Source organism: Spirillospora sp. NPDC047418 (assembly GCF_040643275.1).
Classification (GTDB): Bacteria; Actinomycetota; Actinomycetes; order Streptosporangiales; family Streptosporangiaceae; genus Spirillospora.
Genome location: NZ_JBEYTW010000001.1, coordinates 251,711 through 270,287 on the forward strand (window position 1 = coordinate 251,711; position 18,577 = coordinate 270,287).

An 18,577-nucleotide genomic window follows, 5' to 3' on the forward strand; every position below is an offset into this window, starting at 1 on the left:
CCAACAGTGAGGATGCGCGTCTTGGCACTGAGGATCGAGGACTACGGACTGCTCGGGGACACCCAGACGGCGGCGCTGGTCGGCAAGGACGGATCGGTCGACTGGCTGTGCCTGCCGAGGTTCGACTCCCCCGCCTGCTTCGCCGCGCTGCTCGGCGACGAGCGGGCCGGGTTCTGGCGGCTCGCGCCCGCGTCCGGCGGGCTGTGCACCCGGCGCCGGTACCGCGGCGACACGCTGATCCTGGAGAGCGAGTGGGACACCCCGGACGGCACCGTCCGGATCATCGACTTCATGCCGCCGCGCGGCGAGGCCGCCGACGTCGTCCGGATCGTGGAGGGCGTCAGCGGGCGCGTCCCCATGCGCACCGAACTGCGGCTGCGGTTCGACTACGGCCGGATCGTCCCGTGGGTGCGGCACCGCGAGGGCGAGCGCAACGCGATCGCGGGCCCGGACGCGGCGTGGCTGAACACGCCCGTCGCGATGGAGGGGCACAACCTCGCCACCTACGGCGACTTCGCCGTGTCGGCGGGCGAGCGGGTGCCGTTCGTGCTGACCTACAAGCCGTCGCACCTGCCGCGTCCGAAGGCGGTCGAGGCCGAGCAGTCGCTCACCGACACCGAGACGTTCTGGTCCGACTGGATGGGGAGCTACGACTACGAGGGCCGCTGGGACGAGGCCGTCCGCCGGTCGCTGATCACGCTGAAGGCGCTCACCTACGCGCCGACGGGCGGCATCGTCGCCGCCGCGACCACGTCCCTGCCGGAGCAGCTCGGCGGCCCCCGCAACTGGGACTACCGGTTCTGCTGGCTGCGGGACGCGACGTTCACCCTGCAGGCGCTGCTCGGCACCGGGTTCGCCGCCGAGGCCAAGGCGTGGCGCGAATGGCTGCTGCGCGCGGTCGCCGGCGACCCCGCCGACCTGCAGATCATGTACGCCATCGACGGCACCCGGCGGCTCACCGAGTTCACGCTGGACTGGCTGCCGGGGTACGAGGGGTCGGCGCCCGTCCGGGTCGGCAACGCCGCGTCCGACCAGTTCCAGCTCGACACGTGGGGCGAGGTCCTGGACGGCCTGCACCTCGCGCGGACCGCCCGCATCGACACGGACGAGAACGCCTGGGACATGCAGCTCGCCCTGATGGACTTCCTCGAAGGGCACTGGAGCGACCCGGACAACAGCCTGTGGGAGGTGCGCGGCGACCGGCGCCACTTCGTCCACTCCAAGGTGCTCGCGTGGGCCGGCGTCGACCGCATGGTGCAGGGCGTCGAGCGGCACGGCCTGGAGGGGCCGGTCGACACGTGGAAGGCGCTGCGGCGGGAGATCCACGAGGACGTGTGCGCGAAGGGGTTCGACACCGACCGCGGCACGTTCACCCAGTTCTACGGCTCGCAGGGCCTGGACGCGGCACTGCTGCTCATCCCGCAGGTCGGGTTCCTGCCGTGGAGCGACCCGCAGGTGGCCGGCACGATCGACGAGGTGCAGCGCGAGCTGTACCGGGACGGGTTCATGCTCCGCTACGACACGGGCGCGGACGGCGGCGTCGACGGCCTGCCGGGCGACGAGGGCTCGTTCCTGGCCTGCACGTTCTGGCTCGCGGACGCGCTGCACGGCATCGGCCGCACCGAGGAGGCGACCGACCTGTTCGAGCGGCTGCTCGGCCTGCGCAACGACCTCGGCCTGCTCAGCGAGGAGTACGACACGGCCACCGGGAGGCAGATCGGCAACACCCCGCAGGCGTACTCGCACGTCGGACTCGTCAACACCGCGCGGCACCTGAGCCGCACCCGTCCCGCCGTCCGCCGGCCCTGACCGCTGGAGAAGGAGAGACCCATGCGCGCTTTGACCGTCGTCCCGGAGAAGGGCGGCTCGCTGGCCGTCACCGACGTCCCCGACCCGGAGCCCGGGGAGAACGACCTGCTGGTCGACGGGCTCGCGGTCGGGGTGTGCGGCACCGACCGGGAGATCGCCGCCGGCGACTACGGCTGGGCGCCGCCGGGGCACGAGCGGCTGGTCATCGGGCACGAGTCGCTCGGCCGGGTGCGGGAGGCGCCGTCCGGCAGCGGCTTCGCGCCCGGCGACCTCGTCGTCGGCGTCGTCCGGCGGCCGGACCCGGAGCCGTGCGGGGCGTGCGCGCACGGCGAGTTCGACATGTGCCGAAACGGCCGGTACACCGAGCGCGGCATCAAGGAGATCGACGGGTACGCGAGCCAGGCGTGGCGGGTCGAGGCCGACTACGCGGTGACGCTGGACCCGCGGCTGGCCGAGGTCGGCGTGCTGATGGAGCCGACCACGGTCGTCGCCAAGGCGTGGGACCAGATCGAGAAGGTCGGCGCGCGGGCCTGGTTCGAGCCGCGCCGGGTGCTGGTGACGGGCGCGGGGCCGATCGGGCTGCTCGCCGCGATGCTGGGCGCGCAGCGCGGGCTGGACGTGCACGTCCTCGACCGGGTGGCGGACGGGCCGAAGCCGCAACTGGTCGCCGACCTCGGCGCGACCTACCACCACGAGGGCCTGGAGAAGGCGGTCGAGGGCTGCGAGCCGGACGTGGTGATCGAGGCGACCGGGGTGTCCCAGCTGGTGTTCGGCGCGATGGCGAACAACGCCGCGTACGGGATCGTGTGCCTGACCGGGGTGTCGCCGACCGGCCGCATGCTCGAGATCGACGCCGGTGGCCTCAACCGCGACATCGTGCTGGAGAACGACGCGATCATCGGGTCGGTCAACGCGAACCTGCGGCACTACGCCGAGGCGGCGCGGTCCCTGGCGGAGGCCGACCTGGACTGGCTCGGCCGGCTCATCTCCCGGCGCGTCCCGCTGGAGCGCTACGCGGAGGCCTTCACCCCGCACCCGGACGACGTGAAGGTCGTCATCGGCCTGGACGGCTGACCACCGGAAAGTCCGCCCGCATTTATTTCCCGAGTAAAGGCGGATAATTGCGGGCATTGGGGGCGGCTCCGGCGCGGGAATGCGGGAAAAGGCGTGCGCGGGAACCGGGCGTCCGGCCAGGATGCGGGCATGACCTTCGCGTTGATGCGCGGGTACGACCACATCAACGTGGTCGCCCGCCTCGATCCGGTCGCGGCGGTGCGCGACCGGGAACTCGGCGACCGCATTCTGCGCTACCCGAAGATCTACTCCATCGGCTCCCCCGATTTCGGCCACGCGGTCCAGACCGGGAACGAGTGGCGCATCGGCTCACTGGGGGCGGACGACCCGACGGCCGCCCGGTACAACCTCGCCATCGACCTGCGGACCGCCGCCGAGGGCGAGTCCAGTGCGGCGACCGCCGCGGCCATGCGCGCGGCGGCCGGCCGGCTCGACCCGGAGGACGGCGAGCAACTCGCCAAGGACGAATGGGAGATCGGCGACCGCCGGTACCGGATCGTCCGGGTGGAGCGATTCGTCCAGTTCGGCGACCGGGTGCTGGAGCCGCCCCGCGCCACCGACGCCGACATCGCGGCGGACGGCCTGCTGCGCGACCATCCGATCGACCCGGCGGCGCCGTGCGGGCACTGGGAGGCGCAGCTGCGGCTGAACCTCGTCGCGTTCATGGCGGCGTCGGGCGACATTCCCGACATCGTGCGCACCGAGGCACGCCACGCGATCCACGCGCATCCCGGCGTCGTGGTGCTGCCGCCCACGTTCATGGTGGTGGAGCTCGAGGGCGACGGCTGGGGTCCGCTGACCGGCGGCGACACCCCCGAGGACGCCCGCGACGGGCTGGCGCGGCACTTCACCGGGCGGCTGCCGAGGCTCCGCGAGTTCGGCGGCGACCCCGCCTCACCGGACGAGCTGGCCGAATGGTGCGCGATGGCCGCGGAGATCAGGGCCACGCCGGGCCACTCGTTCAGCGTCCGGGGCCGCGAGTTCCGCACCGTCCGCGTGGCGCGCATGCTCCGCCTGGGCCGCGACGGCCCCGAATCCCCCCGCCCCTCCGACCACCAGCACTACGACCACCCCGCCGAAACCTGACCACCACCACCCGCAACGCCTCCCCTACCTGCGGCGTGTAACGCGGTCTTGCGCGAGTGTTCACTCCCGGCGGGTGGGCGCTTCACCGGGCGCGAGACATGATCATCGGGCTGGTGATCGCGGAGAGGGGCGTCGTTGATGCGGTGGATCGTGGCCGGGGTGCTCGTGGTCGGGCTGACGGGGGCGGGGGCCGTTCCGGCGGGTGCGGGGCCGGGGCCGCCGCCGGGGGTGGACGGGGCCGGGTCCGGGGAGCGGGCGGATGCGCGGGTGCGGGCGCTAGCGCCGTCCGCCGAGGTCGGGGAGGTGCGGTTCACCTCGTCCGAGCGGACCGCGCCCGGGGTGAGGGTTCGGACGTTCGAGACGTCCGGGACCGGCGGGCGCGTGCTCGGCAACCTGGTGGACGTCGATCTGCGCAGCCCGAAGGTCTCCGTCGGGCTGCTGCACCCGCCGGTGGTCGCCGCGCGCCGGACGGTGTCGCAGATGGCGGACGCGCAGCGGGCGGTGGCGGGCGTGAACGGCGACTTTTTCAACATCAGCGAGACCCACCCCGGAGTGACGCCGACCGGGTCGTCGTCCGGCCCGGCGGTGGACGGCGGCCGTCCGCTCAAGGGTGCGGTGCCGGACGGGCAGCGGTTCGGGCCGGCGCTGCCGCCCGGCACGTCCACCGAGGACGTCATCGGCGTCGGCCGCGACCGGCGCGGGCATGTCGCACGGCTCCACCTGACCGGCACCGTCCGGTCGGGGAAGAAGTCGATCGCGTTGCGCGGGCTCAACCAGTACGCGCTGCGCGTCGGGGGCGTCGGCGCGTTCGACTCGCGGTGGGGTGATGTCTCCCGGCAGCGCGCCGTGTGCGGGACGGACGAGGCCCGCAACGCCCCGTGCAGCACCGACACCGCCGAGGTGACGGTGCGGCGGGGCGTGGTGACGGGTGTGTCCGACGCGGTAGGCGCGGGTGCGATCCCGGCGGGCACGACCGTGCTGGTCGGGCGGGAGAAGGGCGCCGACGCGCTGCGCCGGCTGCGGCCGGGCGACCGGGTGCGGGTCTCCTACCGCTTCACCGGGCCGGTCCGCTTCCGGTTCGCGGTCGGCGGGTTCCCGATCCTGCGGGACGGGGAGCCGCTGGACGGCCTGAGCCCGAACGGCCCGGCCCCGCGCACCGCCGCCGGGGTCAGCCGCGACGGGCGCCACTTCTACCTCCTCGTCGCGGACGGCAGGTCGGAGCGGAGCGGCGGCCTGACCGTCGCCGAACTCGCGGACCTGCTGGACGAGGTCGGCGCCGACGACGGCGTGAACCTGGACGGCGGCGGCTCCTCGGCCCTGGTCGCCCGCGCCCCCGGCGCGCCGTCGGTGACCGTCCGCAACACCCCGTCGGACGGCACCGAACGCGCCATCGCCAACGGCATCGGCGTCTTCCACAAGCCCACCCCAAACTAAACGCGTCCCACACCCCCACCCGCACGAGACACGTTGATCTGCGGCGTGTTGTTGTTATGAGGCGCTTCATAACAACAACACGCCGCAGGTGAACGGGGTTCGGGCGGGTGGGTGGGGTGGGGTCAGGGGGTGGGGGTTAGTGCTTCTAGGGGTTCGGCGGTCAGGGTCTTGGCGGTTGCGGGGGCTCGGGTGTCTACCAGGGACTGGAGGGTGTCGCCGTGGTCCCAGGAGTTGACGTTGAGGGCCGCGGTGACGTGGCCGTCGCGGAGCCAGAACGCTAGGAACTCGCGGGTGGACGGGTCTCCGCGCACCACCAGTTCGTCGGTTTCCGGGTCGGCGAGGCCCCGGTACTCGCAGCCCAGGTCGTACTGGTCGGAGAAGAAGAACGGGCTGGCGGTGTAGGGGTCGTCGCCGTCCAGCAGGTTGCCGGCCGCGTGCGTGCCCTGGCGCTTGGCGTTGTCCCAGTGCTCGACGCGTACGCGGCCCTCGTAGCGGGGGTGGTCGTGCGCGGCGATGTCGCCGGCGGCGAAGATGTCGGGGGCCGAGGTGCGCAGCGCCGCGTCGACGGCGACCCCGCCCGCCGCCAGGTCCAGGCCGGCCTGTTCGGCCAGTTCGATGCGGGGGACGGCGCCGACCCCGGCGACCACGACGTCGGCGGGCAGTTCGGTCCCGTCGTCCAGCAGTACCACGCGGGTGTCACCGCGAGTGTCGATGCCGGTCGCCTTGACGCCGAGCCGCAGCGTGACTCCGTGGTCGGCGTGCAGGTCGCGGAACACGGTCGCGACCTCGGCGCCGAGCACCCGCTGCAGCGGCAGCGGCAGCGGGTCGGCCATGCTCACCCGTGCCCCGTGGGTGCGCGCGGCGGCGGCGACCTCGCAGCCGATCCAGCCGGCGCCGAGGATCACCACCCGCGCGTCGGCGGTCAGCTTCTCGCGCAGCGCGAGCGCGTCGTCGAGGGTGCGCACCAGGTGCGCGCCGTCGAAGCCGGGCAGGGTGCGCGGACGGGAACCGGTGGCCAGCAGCAGCCGGTCGTAGCGGTGCTCGGCGCCGGTGGCGTCGACGGCCGCGTGGTCGGCCGGGCGCAGCGCGGTGATCTCGGTGTGGCGCAGGTCGATCCCGTGGTCGGCGTAGTGGCCCGACTCGGCCACCCAGTCCGGCTCGTCGGTCTTGCCCAGCAGGACGCCCTTGGACAGCGGCGGCAGCTCGTAGGGGGCGTGGGGTTCCCGTCCGAACAGCGTCACCTCGCCGTCGAACCCCCGTTCGCGGAGCGCGATGGCCGCCGACGCACCGGCCAGCCCTGCTCCGACGATCACGATCCGCCGCGGTGTGCTCATCCTGTGCCTCCAACTCGTCCTGTCTCGGTGATCCACGGCGGGGCGCGCTACCGGCCCACGCCCGTGAGGGCCAGGAACTCCTGCCGGGACGCCGGGGCGTCCCGCAGGGTTCCGAGCAGCGTGGAGGTGACGGTCCTGGACCCGGTGGCCCGTACCCCGCGCAGGGTCATGCAGGTGTGCTCCGCCTCGATCACGACGCCGACTCCCGCCGGGTCCAGCTGGGCCTGCAGCCAGTCGGCGACCTGCTTGGTCAGCCGCTCCTGGACCTGGGGACGGCGGGCGAAGTGCTCCAGCACCCGGGCCAGCTTCGACAGGCCGAGGATCCGCCGGCCGGGCAGGTAGCCGATGTGCGCGGTGCCGACGAACGGCAGCAGATGGTGCTCGCACACCGACCGCAGCGGGATGTCCCGGGCCAGGACCAGCTCGTCGTAGCCGTCGTCGTTGGGGAAGGTCGTCAGGTCGAAGGAGGGGGAGGTGAACAGCTCGGCATAGGCGCGGGCCATCCGCCCGGGGGTGCCGCGCAGGCCCTCGGAGTCGGTGCCGACGCCCAGCGCCCGCAGGAAGTCCCCGGCGGCCAGCTCGGCGGCCGCCAGGTCCATCTCGCCGGGCCGCCCGGTGACCCGGACCGGGTCGATCGGTGAGACAGCGAGTGCGGCGACATCCATGACTACTCCATGCACGTAGGCGACGTCCGACGTCTATTTCACCAACAAGTTTTAGTCTTATTGCCGACATCGGTCAAGCGTGCCTGCTCAGAAGCATGCCAGAACTGCAGCGACCAGTAATGCGAGTGTTAGGATGGTGCCCGATCGGTCGCCGCGGATAGCCGGTCTGCGGTGCGGACGCCGCGCTCGGGGCCGTCCGCGCACGGGCGGACCGACCGGACCCGGACGGATGGCGCATGTCGGCGCCCCCTGTCCCGTCCAGACACCACAATGGGGCCGTGACTCATCTGGACTCGGGGCCGGACGGACCACAGCCCTTCGCCCATCTGAGCGTGCCGAACGCGCCCCTCTACCGGGACGTCCTGCTCGCGTTCGCGCGCGCCAAGGAGCGGTTCATCGTCCATCTGCGTCCCGAGGACGTGGCGGCCGAGCTGCGCCGCGACGGCGACGAGCAGCTGACGCAGGCGCTCGACAAGCTCGTCGACTGGGGCAACCTGCGCGCCGACGCCGACACCGGCCGGGTGACCACCGTGGAGGACTTCCACCGCAAGCGGTTCCTCTACCAGCTCACCCCGGCCGGTCACGCCGCCGAGCAGGCCATCGCGTTCTACGAGGAGGCGATCGGCCGGCGCGGCGTGCTGCAGTCGGTGGCGCTCGCCGACATCGCCGACCGGCTCGCGGCGCTGGCGGCGCTCGCGGACGCGCCCGATCCGGACCCGGCCAAGGTCCATCTGCTGCTGCTGGCGCTGGCCGAGCGGTTCTCCTCGCTCGCCGACAACGCGCAGGCGTTCATGGCGTCGCTGCGCCGCGCGATCGACTTCTCCGACGGCGACGTCGACGGCTTCATCGCCTACAAGGAACGTCTCATCGACTACATCAACCGGTTCATCGCCGATCTCGCCAACTCGGGCGCGCGGATCGCGGCGCTGCTGGACGACGTGGAGACGCGCGGGCACGAGCGGCTGCTGACGGCGGCGGCGCGGCGGGAGGCGTCCGACGCGGTGCCGGAGGGCGCGGACGCCGCCGAGGCGTTCGGCCGCGCCGAGGCCGCCGCGCTGGAGTCGTGGCGCAACCGGTGGCGGGGCCTGCGGGACTGGTTCGTGTCCGGCGGGACGGCCCGTCCGTCGCAGGCGCGGCTGCTGCGGCAGGCGGCGGTGACGGCGATCAAGCAGCTGGTCGACACGGTCGGGCTGCTGAACGAGCGGCGGTCGGGCCGCTCGGACCGGTCCGCCGACTTCCGCGCGCTGGCCCGCTGGTTCGCGGAGGCACCGGACGACGCCGCGATGCACCGGTTGTGGCGGGCGGCGTTCGGGCTGACGTCCGCGCGGCACCTGACCGTCACGGCCGCGACCGTCGCGGCGTGGGACGAGGAGGCGCCGCAGGGGATGCCGTGGGCGGACGCGCCACCGGTGCGGATCTCGCCGCAGCTGCGCCGGACGGGCTCCTACGAGCGGCGCGGCAAGCCGAACCGCGTCCAGGACCGGTCGGAGCTGCGCCGCGTGCTGCGCGAGCGGGCCGACCGGGAGGCGGCGGAGACGGCGGCGGCGCGGGCGCGGCTGCGCACCGGCGGGCCGGTGCTGCTGTCGGAGCTGGGCATGCTCGACCCGCGGGCGTTCCGGCTGTTCCTGGCGCTGCTCGGGGACGCGCTCGCCGCGCGGCTGCCGGGCGACACCGAAGTGAAGGCGATCACCGGGGACGGGTCGATGGAGGTGCGGCTGTCGCTGGTGCCCGGCGGCGGCGAGGCGCGGATCGTGACCGAGGACGGCGTGCTCACCGGGCCCGAGCACGTCATCGAGATCACCGACCTGAGCGGGGGCGGGACGTGAGCGACGACGACCTCGCGCGGCGCCGGGCCGCGCTGCGGGCGCTGCTGCGGCGGCCGCTGCTGACGGTCGAGTCCGATCCGGAGGACCTCGTCCTCGTCCGCCGCCACCAGGCGGAGCTGCGGGACTGGCTGAGCCGGGAGACGGGCTGGCGCCTCCAGGTGGACGCCGAGACCGCCCGCTTGTTCAAGACGGCGCCGACCCTGGACGACGGGACGCATCCGGCGCGCGGCAAGGCCGGGGAGGCGTTCGGCCGGCGCCGCTACGTGGTGCTGTGCCTGGCGCTGGCGGTGCTGGAGCGCGCCGACGCGCAGACGACGCTCGGGCGGCTGGCGGAAGAGGTGCTCAACGCGGCCGCCGAACCCGATCTGGCGTTCCCGTTCACCCTGGACAGCCGGGCGGAGCGCGCCGACCTGGTCGCGGTGGTGCGGCTGCTGCTCGGCTGGGGCGTGCTGCGGCGGGTGTCGGGGGACGAGGAGTCGTACCTGTCGGCGACCGGGGACGTCCTGTACGACGTGCGCCGGGTCGTCCTCGCGGCGCTGCTCACCGGGATGCGGGGGCCGTCGACGGTGTCCGCGGAAGGGTTCGAGGAGCGGCTCGCGGAGCTGACCGACGAGCCCGTCCCCGACACCGACGAGCTGCGCAACCGGGCGCTGCGGCGGAGCCTGACCCGGCGGCTGCTGGACGACCCGGTGATCTACTACGACGACCTGGACGGCGCCGAGCGCGCGTACCTGGTGTCGCAGCGCGCCGCGATCACCCGCCGGATCGAGGAGGCGACCGGGCTCGTGCCGGAGCTGCGCGCCGAGGGCGTCGCGATGGTCGACCCGGACGACGACCTCACCGACGTGCGGATGCCGGAGCAGCGCACCGACGGGCATGCGACGCTGCTGGTCGCCGAGTACCTGGCGGGACGTGCGGAAGCCGGGCGGGGCGAGCTGGCGGTGTTCGTCCGGGACGCGGCGGAGCGGCACAGGTCGTTCTGGCGCAAGGGCATGACCGAGCCGGGCGCCGAGGAGGACCTGCTGGACATCGCGCTCGGCAAGCTGACGGCGCTGCGGCTGGTGGAGGTCCTGCCGGACGGCCGGGTGCGGGCGCGCCCGGCGATCGCGCGCTACGCGGTGGAGGAACCGACCGTCCGGGAACCGAAGGGGGCCGTGAGGTGATGGGGGGCCGTGAGGTGGCGGGGACGCCCGTTCCGACGTCCGAGCGCTGGAAGCCGCTGCGCGCCGGGCTCGTCGACATGTTCTACTACGACGCCGAGGAGTTCCGGTTCCATGACGGGCGGCTGCTGCTGCGCGGCAACAACGGCACCGGCAAGTCGAAGGTGCTGGCGCTGACGCTGCCGTTCCTGCTGGACGGCGAGCTGTCCCCGCACCGCGTCGAGCCGGACGGCGACCGGCAGAAGCGGATGGAGTGGAACCTGCTCCTCGGCGGGAAGCACCCGCATCCGGAGCGGCTCGGCTACACGTGGCTGGAGTTCGGCCGCCTCCACCCGGACGGGACGCCGGAGTACCGGACGCTCGGCTGCGGGTTGAAGGCGGTGAAGGACCGCGGCATCGTCCGGCACTGGTTCTTCGTCACCACGCGCCGCGTCGGCGCCGACCTCGCGCTCGTCTCGGAGACCGGCGTGTCGCTGACGCGGGAGAAGCTGCGCGAGGCGGTGGACGGCCACGGCCTGGTCTACGACCGGGCGTCCGACTACCGGCGCGCCGTGGACGACGCGCTGTTCGGGCTGGGCGAGCACCGCTACGAGGCGCTGGTCAACCTGCTGATCCAGTTGCGGCAGCCGCAGCTGTCGAAGAAGCCGGACGAGCGGCTGCTGTCGCGGGCGCTGACCGAGGCGCTGCCGCCGCTCAGCCCCGCGCTGATCACGACGGTCGCGGAGGCTTTCCGGGGCCTGGACGAGGAGCGGGACGCGCTGCGGGCGCTGGAAGAAGCGCACAAGGCCGCCACCGACTTCCTCGGGCACTACGTCCGGTACTCCCGGATCGCCGCGAAGCGGAAGGCGGCCGGGCCGCGCCTCACGCAGAGCAGGTACGAGCACCTGAACAGGGACTTCACCGAGGCGGAGACGCGGTTCACGGCGGCCGAGACCGAATTGGCCGCGGCCGCACGGCTGCTGGCGGAGCTGGCCGGCGAGAAGACCCGACTGGAGGCGCGCCGGAAGGCCCTTGAGGCCAGCCCGGAGATGCGCGACGCCAAGCGCATCGAGGAGATCGGCGAGGAGGCGCGCCGCCGCGACACGTACGCGACCCGGCTCGAACGCGACCTCAGCGGCCTGTCCGGCGAGGTCACCCGCAAGCAGGCCCGCGCCGACAAGGCCCGTTCGGGTGCCGCCCACGCCGAAACGTCCTTCGCCTCGGCCTGGGACCGATCGGTGGCGCTGGCCCGGCTCGCCGGATGCGGCCCCGCCCACAACGAGGCGATGGAGCGGTGGGAGGCCGATCCGGCCGGGACGCGCCGCGAGGTCGGCGCACTCGCCGAGAACAGGTCCCGCGCGCTCACCCGGCTCGACCAACTGATGTCGGCGGTGACCGCCGCCCGGACCCGGCTGGACGCCGCCACCGCCGAGGCGGAACGCCTGGTCGGCGAGTTGCAGGCCGCGGCCCAGCGGATCGCGGCGGCCGAGGCGCGGACGCACGCCGGCGCGGCGGAACTACTGAACGCATACGTCACCTACCTCGCCGGGCTCGTCCAGATCCAGGTGGACGACCCGGACGCGGTCCTGGCAGAGCTGGAGGAATGGGCCCAGACCGCCGAGGGGCAGAACCCCGCCGCGACCGCCGTGGACGACGCCGCCCGTGCGGCGACGGCGTCGCTCGGCGGGCGGGAGGCCGACGCGGGATCCCGGCTGCGGGCCGAGCGTGAGCGCGAGACATCGCTCGGGGAGGAGATCGAGCGGCTGGAGTCGGGCGGCCACGACGTCCCGCCCGTCCCCTACACGCGGTCCGGCTCCCGGGCCGGCCTGCCGGGTGCGCCGCTGTGGAAGGTCGTCGACTTCGCCGGCGCGGTGCCCGCCGACCACCGGGCCGGGCTGGAGGCCGCACTGGAGGCGTCCGGCATCCTGGACGCGTGGGTGACGCCGCAGGGCGCACTCCTCGGTGCGGACGACACGTTCGTCCTGACCGGCGAGGCCGTCGAAGGGCCGTCGTGCGCGCTGGTGCTGCGTCCCGCCGTCGACCGCGCCGACCCGCGGGCCGCCGCGCTGTCCGACGACGCCGTCCGGGCCGTCCTCGCCGGGCTGGGTCTCGGGCCGGGCGCGCGGACGTGGGTCGCGGTGGACGGCCGGTGGGCGAACGGCGTCCTCGGCGGTTCCTGGCACAAGGACACCGCCGGCTTCATCGGCGAAGGCGCCCGCGAGGCGGCCCGCCGCGCCCGCATCGCCGCCCTCCGCGCCGACCTCGGCGAGACGCGGGCCCGGATCACGGCGATCGGCGAGGAACTGACCGAGCTGGCCGCCCGGCGGGAGTCGCTGGCCGCCGAGCACCGCGCCGTCCCGCGCGACACCGGCCTGCGCGAGGCTCACGTGCGGCTCGCCGGGGAGCACCGGCGCCGCCGCGACTCCGCCACCGAGCACGGCCATGCCCTCGCGGCCGTGAACCGGTGCCGCGCCGAGGCGTCCGAGGCCCGGGAACGCGCCGGGGAGTTCGCCGCCGACGTCGGCCTGCCGACCGGAGAGGCCGAACTCGCCGAGGTCCGGACGGCGGTCACCGACTACCGGCTGGCGCTGGCCGAGCTGTGGCCCGCCGCGCAGGCGCTGCTGTCGGCACGGGACGCGGCACGCGAGGCCGCCGAGGAACTCGCGCTCGTCCGGGAACGCCTGGACGAGGCGGCGGAAGAGGCCGCCGAGGCGCGCGGGCAGGCCGAGTCGGCGGCCGAGCAGCACCGGGCGCTGGTCGAGACGGCGGGCGCCGCCGTCGACGAGCTGTTCCGGCGCCTGAACGAGGTGAAGCAGTCCCTCCGCGAACGGGACGCGGCCGAGTCGGCGGCCCGCGACCGGGAACGGTCCGCGCTCGGCGAGCGCGGCGAGGCGAAGGGGGCGTGCGACCGGCTGCGCGGCGAGATCCAGGAGGCCGCGACCGTCCGGGACAAGGCCGTGGGCGACTTCCGCGCGTTCGCCGCCACCGGACTGCTGACCGTCGCGGTGCCCGGCCTTTCCGTCCCCGACCCGGCGCAGGAGTGGGCGGCCAACCCCGCCGTGCAGCTCGCCCGCGCCGTCAACACCGAACTCGACGCGGTGGACGACGGCGACAACTCGTGGGACCGCGTCCAGAGGAAGGTCTCCGAGGAGCACAAGCTGCTGTCGGACGCGATGTCCCGGCACGGGCACTCGGTCGGCCTCACCGTCCACGACGGGATCATGGTCGTGGACGTGGTGTTCCAGGGCCGCGCCCGCGACGTCCCCGGGCTGGCGGACGCCCTCGAAACCGAGACGGAGCAGCGCGCACGCCTCCTGTCGGCCCGCGAGCGGGAGATCCTGGAGAACCACCTGCTGAACGAGGTCGCCGGCACCCTCCAGGAGCTCATCGCCGCCGCCGAGGACGAGGTGCGGGAGATGAACGCCGAGCTGACGTCCCGGCCCACGTCCACCGGGATGCGGCTGCGGCTCGTCTGGAAGCCCGCGAAGGACGCCCCCGACGGGCTCGACCGCGTCCGGGAGAAGCTGCGGCAGACCATCGACGCCTGGTCGGTCGACGACCGCGCCGCCGTCGGCCGGTTCCTGCAGGAGCAGATCGCGCGCGAGCACGCCGACAACCCGGCGTCCGGCTGGACGGAGCAGCTCACCCGCGCGCTGGACTACCGGTCGTGGCACGCGTTCGCGATCCAGCGTCTCCAGGACGGGCAGTGGCGTCCCGCGACCGGCCCCGCGTCGGGCGGGGAACGGGTGCTCGCCGCCTCCGTTCCCCTGTTCGCCGCCGCGTCCGCGCACTACAAGTCGGCGGGCAACCCGCACGCGCCGCGCCTGGTCGCGCTGGACGAGGCGTTCGCCGGCGTGGACGACGACTCCCGCGCCAAGTGCCTCGGCCTGCTCGCCACGTTCGACATGGACGTGGTCATGACGAGCGAACGCGAGTGGGGCTGCTACCCGCAGGTGCCGGGCCTGTCGATCTGCCAGCTGTCCCGCCGCGACGGCATCGACGCCGTCCTGGTGACGCCGTGGCGCTGGGACGGCCGCGAACGCACCCGCGCCGACCTGCCCGAACCCGAACCGGCGTCCGGTCAGACGGACATCTTCGGATGACGGCGGACCTGGCGCGGCTCCGGCGGCTGCTGGGCGGGCCGGACACCGCCTGGCTGGTGCGGCGCGTCCGGTCCCGCCTGGAACGCGGCGGCGCGCTCACCGGCAAGGTCACGCTGACCGAAGCGACCCTCCCGCAGCGGCGCGCGATCGAACTCCTGCTCGGCCGCCGCGCGGGCATCGGGACGTCCCTCTCCGTCTCGCTCACCGAGGTCGACGGTGTCCTGCGCACCAGCGGCGCGTCCCCGCACGGCCTCGCCGCAGCCGTCGAACTCCTGGACGGCCCCGTCCGCGACCTGGCCCGGGAGAACGCCGAAACGGCCGCCGCCTGGGCCTCGGCCTCCGCCCCACTGGACGAGGCCCTCATCTCCCGCCCCGAACTGGCGGAGTGGCGCGCCTGGCTGGACGCGACCGGCCTGGTCCGGCGTCTGACGTCCGGCCCCGCCGAAGCCGCACACGTTCTGCGCTGCCTCGCCGCCGTGGTGAGGCGCCTGCCGTCCCCCGACATGCCCCTAGGCCGGTTCGCCGCCGAGACCTGCGGCCACGCCCACGCCCTGGACGAAGGCCCGCTCGCCACCCTGGCCCTCTCCTCTGCCCGCGCCCTCGCCGGCCTGCCGTTCCGCGCCGACGGCGGCGCTGAATCCCGCCGCGAAACCTGGGCGGCGGTCGGCGTGCACCTGGACGAGCTCTCCTCGACGGTCCTGTGCCTGGGCCTGCCCGGCGACGCGGTGACCCCCACCGGCCGGATGCTCGCCACCCTGCGGGGCGAACCGGCGTCCCTCACTCTCCGCCAGCTTCGCCGCCACACGTCCCCCATCCAGGCCGGCCTGGTCCGCATCTGCGAGAACCCGGTCGTCGTGGCCGCCGCAGCCGACGCCCTGGGCCCGTCCTGCCCGCCCCTGGTCTGCTGCAACGGCCGTCCGTCGACAGCGGTCTGGCGCCTCCTGGAACTCCTGGCCGAAGGCGGCGCCGAGTTCGCCTACCACGGCGACTTCGACTGGGGCGGCGCGGCGATCGCCGCCGCCGTCCACGCCCGCGTCGGCTGGCGCCCCTGGCGCTACGACGCGACGGCCTACCGCGCGGCGACCTCGACCACACCCCTCACGGGCCGTCCCGTCCCGACCCCCTGGGACCCAACCCTGGCCACCGCAATGAAGGACCGCGCCGTCCGCGTAGAAGAAGAACAGGTCCTCACCGACCTCCTCACCGACCTGGCCTCCTGAGCGAACCGCCTCTTATACGGTGACCTGGTGACGGACTCCAGGCCCAAGGCGCGGCGGCTCGCCGAGGAACTCGAACGCGACGCCGCGGAGCACCCGGACGAGCGCACGGAGATCCTGCTGGAAGCGGCGGGGCAGTGGTCCCTGGCGGGCGAGCCCGAACGGGCGCTGCAGATCTACGACGACGTCATCGCCATGGACGCGGGCCTGGACTCCCAGTTCGCCACCGCCGAACGGATCTCCCTGCTCACCGAATCCGGCCGCACCGACGAGGCCGACGCGGAGATCGCCCGGCTCAGCCGCTCGCACGTCGACCCGGGGCCGGCCGACTTGATCGCGGAATTGCTGGAGTCGCAAGGACGCCTCGACGAAGCCCTCACCTGGTTCAACATCGCCTGCCGGGACCTGATGGCCGACGATGACGAACTTGCCGAGTCCAGGCTGTTCGTCCGGCCCGAACTACGGGGACGGCAGCGCGTCCGCCGAGCCCTCGGCCTCCCGCCCGACGTCCTCGACCTGCACACCGAGGACGAGCAGGCCGAGATGGCCGAACTCTTCGCGCGGCGCGAAGCCCCGGCCCCGCCGCCCGCCGGCTCGTTCTTCGTCCGCGCCGACGTCGACCGCGCCTTCGCCGAGGGCCTCGTCCACGGCACCGCCCCCACCGACCCGGCCTCCTACTTCCGCGACGTCGAGCGCGGCTGGCGCGCCTCCAGCGACGAGATCGGCGCGTCCGGACTCCGCGTCCTTCCCACACCGGTCGACGACCTCCTCGAGTACGCCGAGGCCCACGACCGCGACCCGAAGGACCAGCAGACCCGCGCCGACCACCTCATGGACCGCATCCGCAAAGGCGCCCAAACCCTCGCCTGGCCCCCGGAACGCAACGCCCCCTGCTGGTGCGGCTCAGGCCGCAAATACAAGAAATGCTGCGGCTCCCCCGCCAACCGCTGAAGCTCAGGCGCCGGGCTTCTTGTCCTGGTGGCGCTTGTCGCGGACGTACATGATGGCCGCCTTGCCGTCGCCCGGGCTGCGGCGGTCGAGGACGAACAGCGTCGTCGCGGCGATCAGCTCGTTGAGCTTCGCGTAGCCGTAGTTGCGGGAGTCGAACTCGGGGCGCTGCTTGGTGATGATGTGGCCGACGGACGCCAGCGGAGCCCATCCGTCCTCGTCCGAGGCGGCCTCGACGGCGTTGCGGAGCAGGTTGACGAGCGAGGTGTCCTGCTTGAGCTTGGCGGCCGAGGTCGGGGACGCGGGCGTCGCGGCGGTCGGCGCGGCCGAGCCCTGGTCGTAGGCGAGGTTCTCGATGTAGATGAACTTGTCGCACGCCGCCACGAACGGCTTGGGCGTCTTGCGCTCCCCGAACCCGTACACGGTCAGGCCCGACTCGCGGATCCGCGCGGCCAGCCGGGTGAAGTCGCTGTCGCTGGAGACGAGGCAGAACCCGTCGAACCGGTCGGAGTACAGCAGGTCCATGGCATCGATGACCATCGCCGCATCGGTGGCGTTCTTGCCGGACGTGTAGGCGAACTGCTGGATCGGCTGGATCGACTGGTCGAGCAGATGCTCCTTCCAGCCCCGCAGGTTCGTCCCCGTCCAGTCGCCGTAGGCGCGCTTGACGTGAGCGGTCCCGTACTTGGCGACCTCGGCCAGCAGGCCCTCGACGATCCCGGGCTGAGCGTTGTCGGCATCGATGAGCACCGCCAGCCGAACGGCGTTCTCACTCACTCGCACGCCTCCCCAAGATCACCGAGCCACCCGCCCACCGGGATCCGCCCAGTACATCAGAGGTCGTACGCACCCCGCTTGATCTGCGCCACCATGGCCGCCCACGCACCCCGCCCCAGTGCCAGGACGTCGCCCCCCGGGTCCTTCGAGTCCCGCACAGCCTTCGCGGCCCCCACCCGCGCCACTTCAACGCACTCACCGCCGGTGCTGCCGCTACGGGAGCTCTTGCGCCAGACCGTGTTGGAACGCGCAGGGTCCGTCATGGGTTCGACCTCGTCTCGTGTTGTTCCAGCTCTGCAGCCGTCTTGTCCATGAGAGCCATGGACTCTCGCGGGTTCAACGCCTGCGCCCGCAGGGAATCGAACGCCAGTCTATGAGTTTCCACCTCCTTGATCTTGTCCATAAGCAGTGAACCCGCCCGGTTCTCGACATATGCGTACTCAGAGACTGCGGCCTCCCCAAGGTCCAATGCAAGCAGGGTGAAGGAACCGCAGGTCCCAGGGTGCGCTCCCGCATCGAAGGGCAGAACCTGCAGTTTCACGTTGCGCCGACGCGCTCTGGTTGCGAGAAACCGCAACTGTTCGCGCATGACTTCCGGGCTACCGACCGTCCTCCGCAGGACAGCCTCGTTCAGCACCACCCAGTACTGGAGTGGGCCGTCCCCGTCCAGGATGGCCTGTCGCGCGAGCCGTGCCTCCACGCGGGCCTGGATCTCCTCGTCCGAGGGCGGACGAGGCTCTACAGACATGATCGCCCGAGCGTAGTCCGGCGTCTGCAGCAGACCGGGCACCCACTCACTGGCGTACATGTCGATCTCCGTGGCCTCGGCCTCCAGGCCGAGGTACAGCTCGAATCCGGGGTGCAGGACCTCGCCGTAGCGCTGCCACCAGCCGCGCTGCCGCGCCGCCTTGGCCAGCTCGGTGAGCTGCGCCGTCTCCTCCGGCGTCGCGCCGTACAGTTCCACGAGCCGTTCGAGGACGCGGGCGGGCACGGAGGTCTGGCCCGTCTCCATCCGGCTGATGGTCGAGTCCGTCCGGGCGATGTGGCGGGCCGCGTCGTCCGCCGCGACGCCGGCGCGGGTGCGCAGCGCGCGGAGCCGGATTCCCAGCATGATCCGGCGGACGGTCGGGCTCTCGGGGCGGGGCATGGGGGTACCTCCTCGACG

14 protein-coding genes are annotated in these 18,577 nt (G+C 73.5%); 9 read left to right on the forward strand and 5 right to left on the reverse strand.

Annotated features, from left to right (window positions below; translation table 11 throughout):
• Nucleotides 1-27 precede the first annotated feature (27 nt).
• The 4 genes from ABZ806_RS00980 (at nt 28) to ABZ806_RS00995 (ending at nt 5,403) form a co-directional block, all read left to right on the forward strand.
• Nucleotides 28-1,809: a glycoside hydrolase family 15 protein gene (locus ABZ806_RS00980; protein WP_500214470.1), complete on the forward strand. Its 1,782-nt coding sequence runs from the start codon at nt 28-30 to the stop codon at nt 1,807-1,809.
• Nucleotides 1,810-1,830: 21 nt separating this feature from the next.
• Complete coding sequence (locus tag ABZ806_RS00985; protein WP_500214389.1) at nt 1,831-2,883, forward strand: glucose 1-dehydrogenase; 1,053 nt, start codon at nt 1,831-1,833, stop codon at nt 2,881-2,883.
• A 129-nt stretch (nt 2,884-3,012) separates the two neighbouring features.
• Nucleotides 3,013-3,969: a DUF5954 family protein gene (locus ABZ806_RS00990; RefSeq protein ID WP_500214390.1), complete on the forward strand. Its 957-nt coding sequence runs from the start codon at nt 3,013-3,015 to the stop codon at nt 3,967-3,969.
• Between the two features lie 138 nt (nt 3,970-4,107).
• Nucleotides 4,108-5,403 (forward strand): phosphodiester glycosidase family protein, encoded by a 1,296-nt coding sequence (locus tag ABZ806_RS00995; protein ID WP_500214392.1) that lies wholly within the window; start codon nt 4,108-4,110, stop codon nt 5,401-5,403.
• 122 nt (nt 5,404-5,525) lie between these two features.
• Here ABZ806_RS00995 and ABZ806_RS01000 read toward each other — a convergent pair whose 3' ends face one another.
• Both ABZ806_RS01000 and folE read right to left on the reverse strand, forming a co-directional pair.
• On the reverse strand, nt 5,526-6,737 hold the full coding sequence (locus tag ABZ806_RS01000; RefSeq protein ID WP_500214394.1) for an NAD(P)/FAD-dependent oxidoreductase: 1,212 nt from the start codon (nt 6,735-6,737) through the stop codon (nt 5,526-5,528).
• Between the two features lie 47 nt (nt 6,738-6,784).
• A complete protein-coding gene (folE, locus tag ABZ806_RS01005; RefSeq protein WP_500214395.1) occupies nt 6,785-7,402 on the reverse strand; it encodes a GTP cyclohydrolase I FolE in 618 nt (205 codons plus the stop codon).
• Nucleotides 7,403-7,680: 278 nt separating this feature from the next.
• On the opposite strand from folE, the gene ABZ806_RS01010 reads away from it, so the two are divergent.
• The 5 genes from ABZ806_RS01010 to ABZ806_RS01030 are packed head-to-tail and all read left to right on the forward strand — an operon-like array spanning nt 7,681 to nt 16,638.
• Nucleotides 7,681-9,228, forward strand: coding sequence for a TIGR02677 family protein (locus ABZ806_RS01010; protein ID WP_500214397.1), 1,548 nt, complete (start codon nt 7,681-7,683; stop codon nt 9,226-9,228).
• Nucleotides 9,225-10,391, forward strand: a complete 1,167-nt coding sequence (locus tag ABZ806_RS01015) for a TIGR02678 family protein (RefSeq protein ID WP_500214399.1) — start codon at nt 9,225-9,227, stop codon at nt 10,389-10,391. Before ABZ806_RS01010 ends, ABZ806_RS01015 begins: the two co-directional genes overlap by 4 nt.
• Nucleotides 10,391-14,470 carry a TIGR02680 family protein gene (locus tag ABZ806_RS01020; RefSeq protein ID WP_500214401.1) on the forward strand — a complete coding sequence of 1,360 codons (4,080 nt, stop codon included), beginning with the start codon at nt 10,391-10,393 and terminating at the stop codon, nt 14,468-14,470. The genes ABZ806_RS01015 and ABZ806_RS01020 overlap by 1 nt, the downstream gene beginning before the upstream one ends.
• Nucleotides 14,467-15,690: a TIGR02679 family protein gene (locus tag ABZ806_RS01025; protein ID WP_500214403.1), complete on the forward strand. Its 1,224-nt coding sequence runs from the start codon at nt 14,467-14,469 to the stop codon at nt 15,688-15,690. Before ABZ806_RS01020 ends, ABZ806_RS01025 begins: the two co-directional genes overlap by 4 nt.
• Before the next feature lie 27 nt (nt 15,691-15,717).
• Nucleotides 15,718-16,638, forward strand: coding sequence for an SEC-C metal-binding domain-containing protein (locus ABZ806_RS01030; RefSeq protein ID WP_500214405.1), 921 nt, complete (start codon nt 15,718-15,720; stop codon nt 16,636-16,638).
• 3 nt (nt 16,639-16,641) lie between these two features.
• Here the strand turns inward: ABZ806_RS01030 and ABZ806_RS01035 are convergent, their stop codons facing one another.
• Genes ABZ806_RS01035 through ABZ806_RS01045 form a run of 3 tightly spaced genes read right to left on the reverse strand, consistent with a single transcriptional unit; the run spans nt 16,642 to nt 18,559 of the window.
• Complete coding sequence (locus ABZ806_RS01035) at nt 16,642-17,412, reverse strand: NYN domain-containing protein (protein WP_500214407.1); 771 nt, start codon at nt 17,410-17,412, stop codon at nt 16,642-16,644.
• 56 nt (nt 17,413-17,468) lie between these two features.
• Complete coding sequence (locus ABZ806_RS01040) at nt 17,469-17,675, reverse strand: DUF397 domain-containing protein (RefSeq protein ID WP_500214409.1); 207 nt, start codon at nt 17,673-17,675, stop codon at nt 17,469-17,471.
• Entirely contained in the window at nt 17,672-18,559 is an 888-nt protein-coding gene (locus ABZ806_RS01045; protein ID WP_500214410.1) for a helix-turn-helix domain-containing protein, read from the reverse strand. Before ABZ806_RS01045 ends, ABZ806_RS01040 begins: the two co-directional genes overlap by 4 nt.
• Nucleotides 18,560-18,577: the final 18 nt, after the last annotated feature.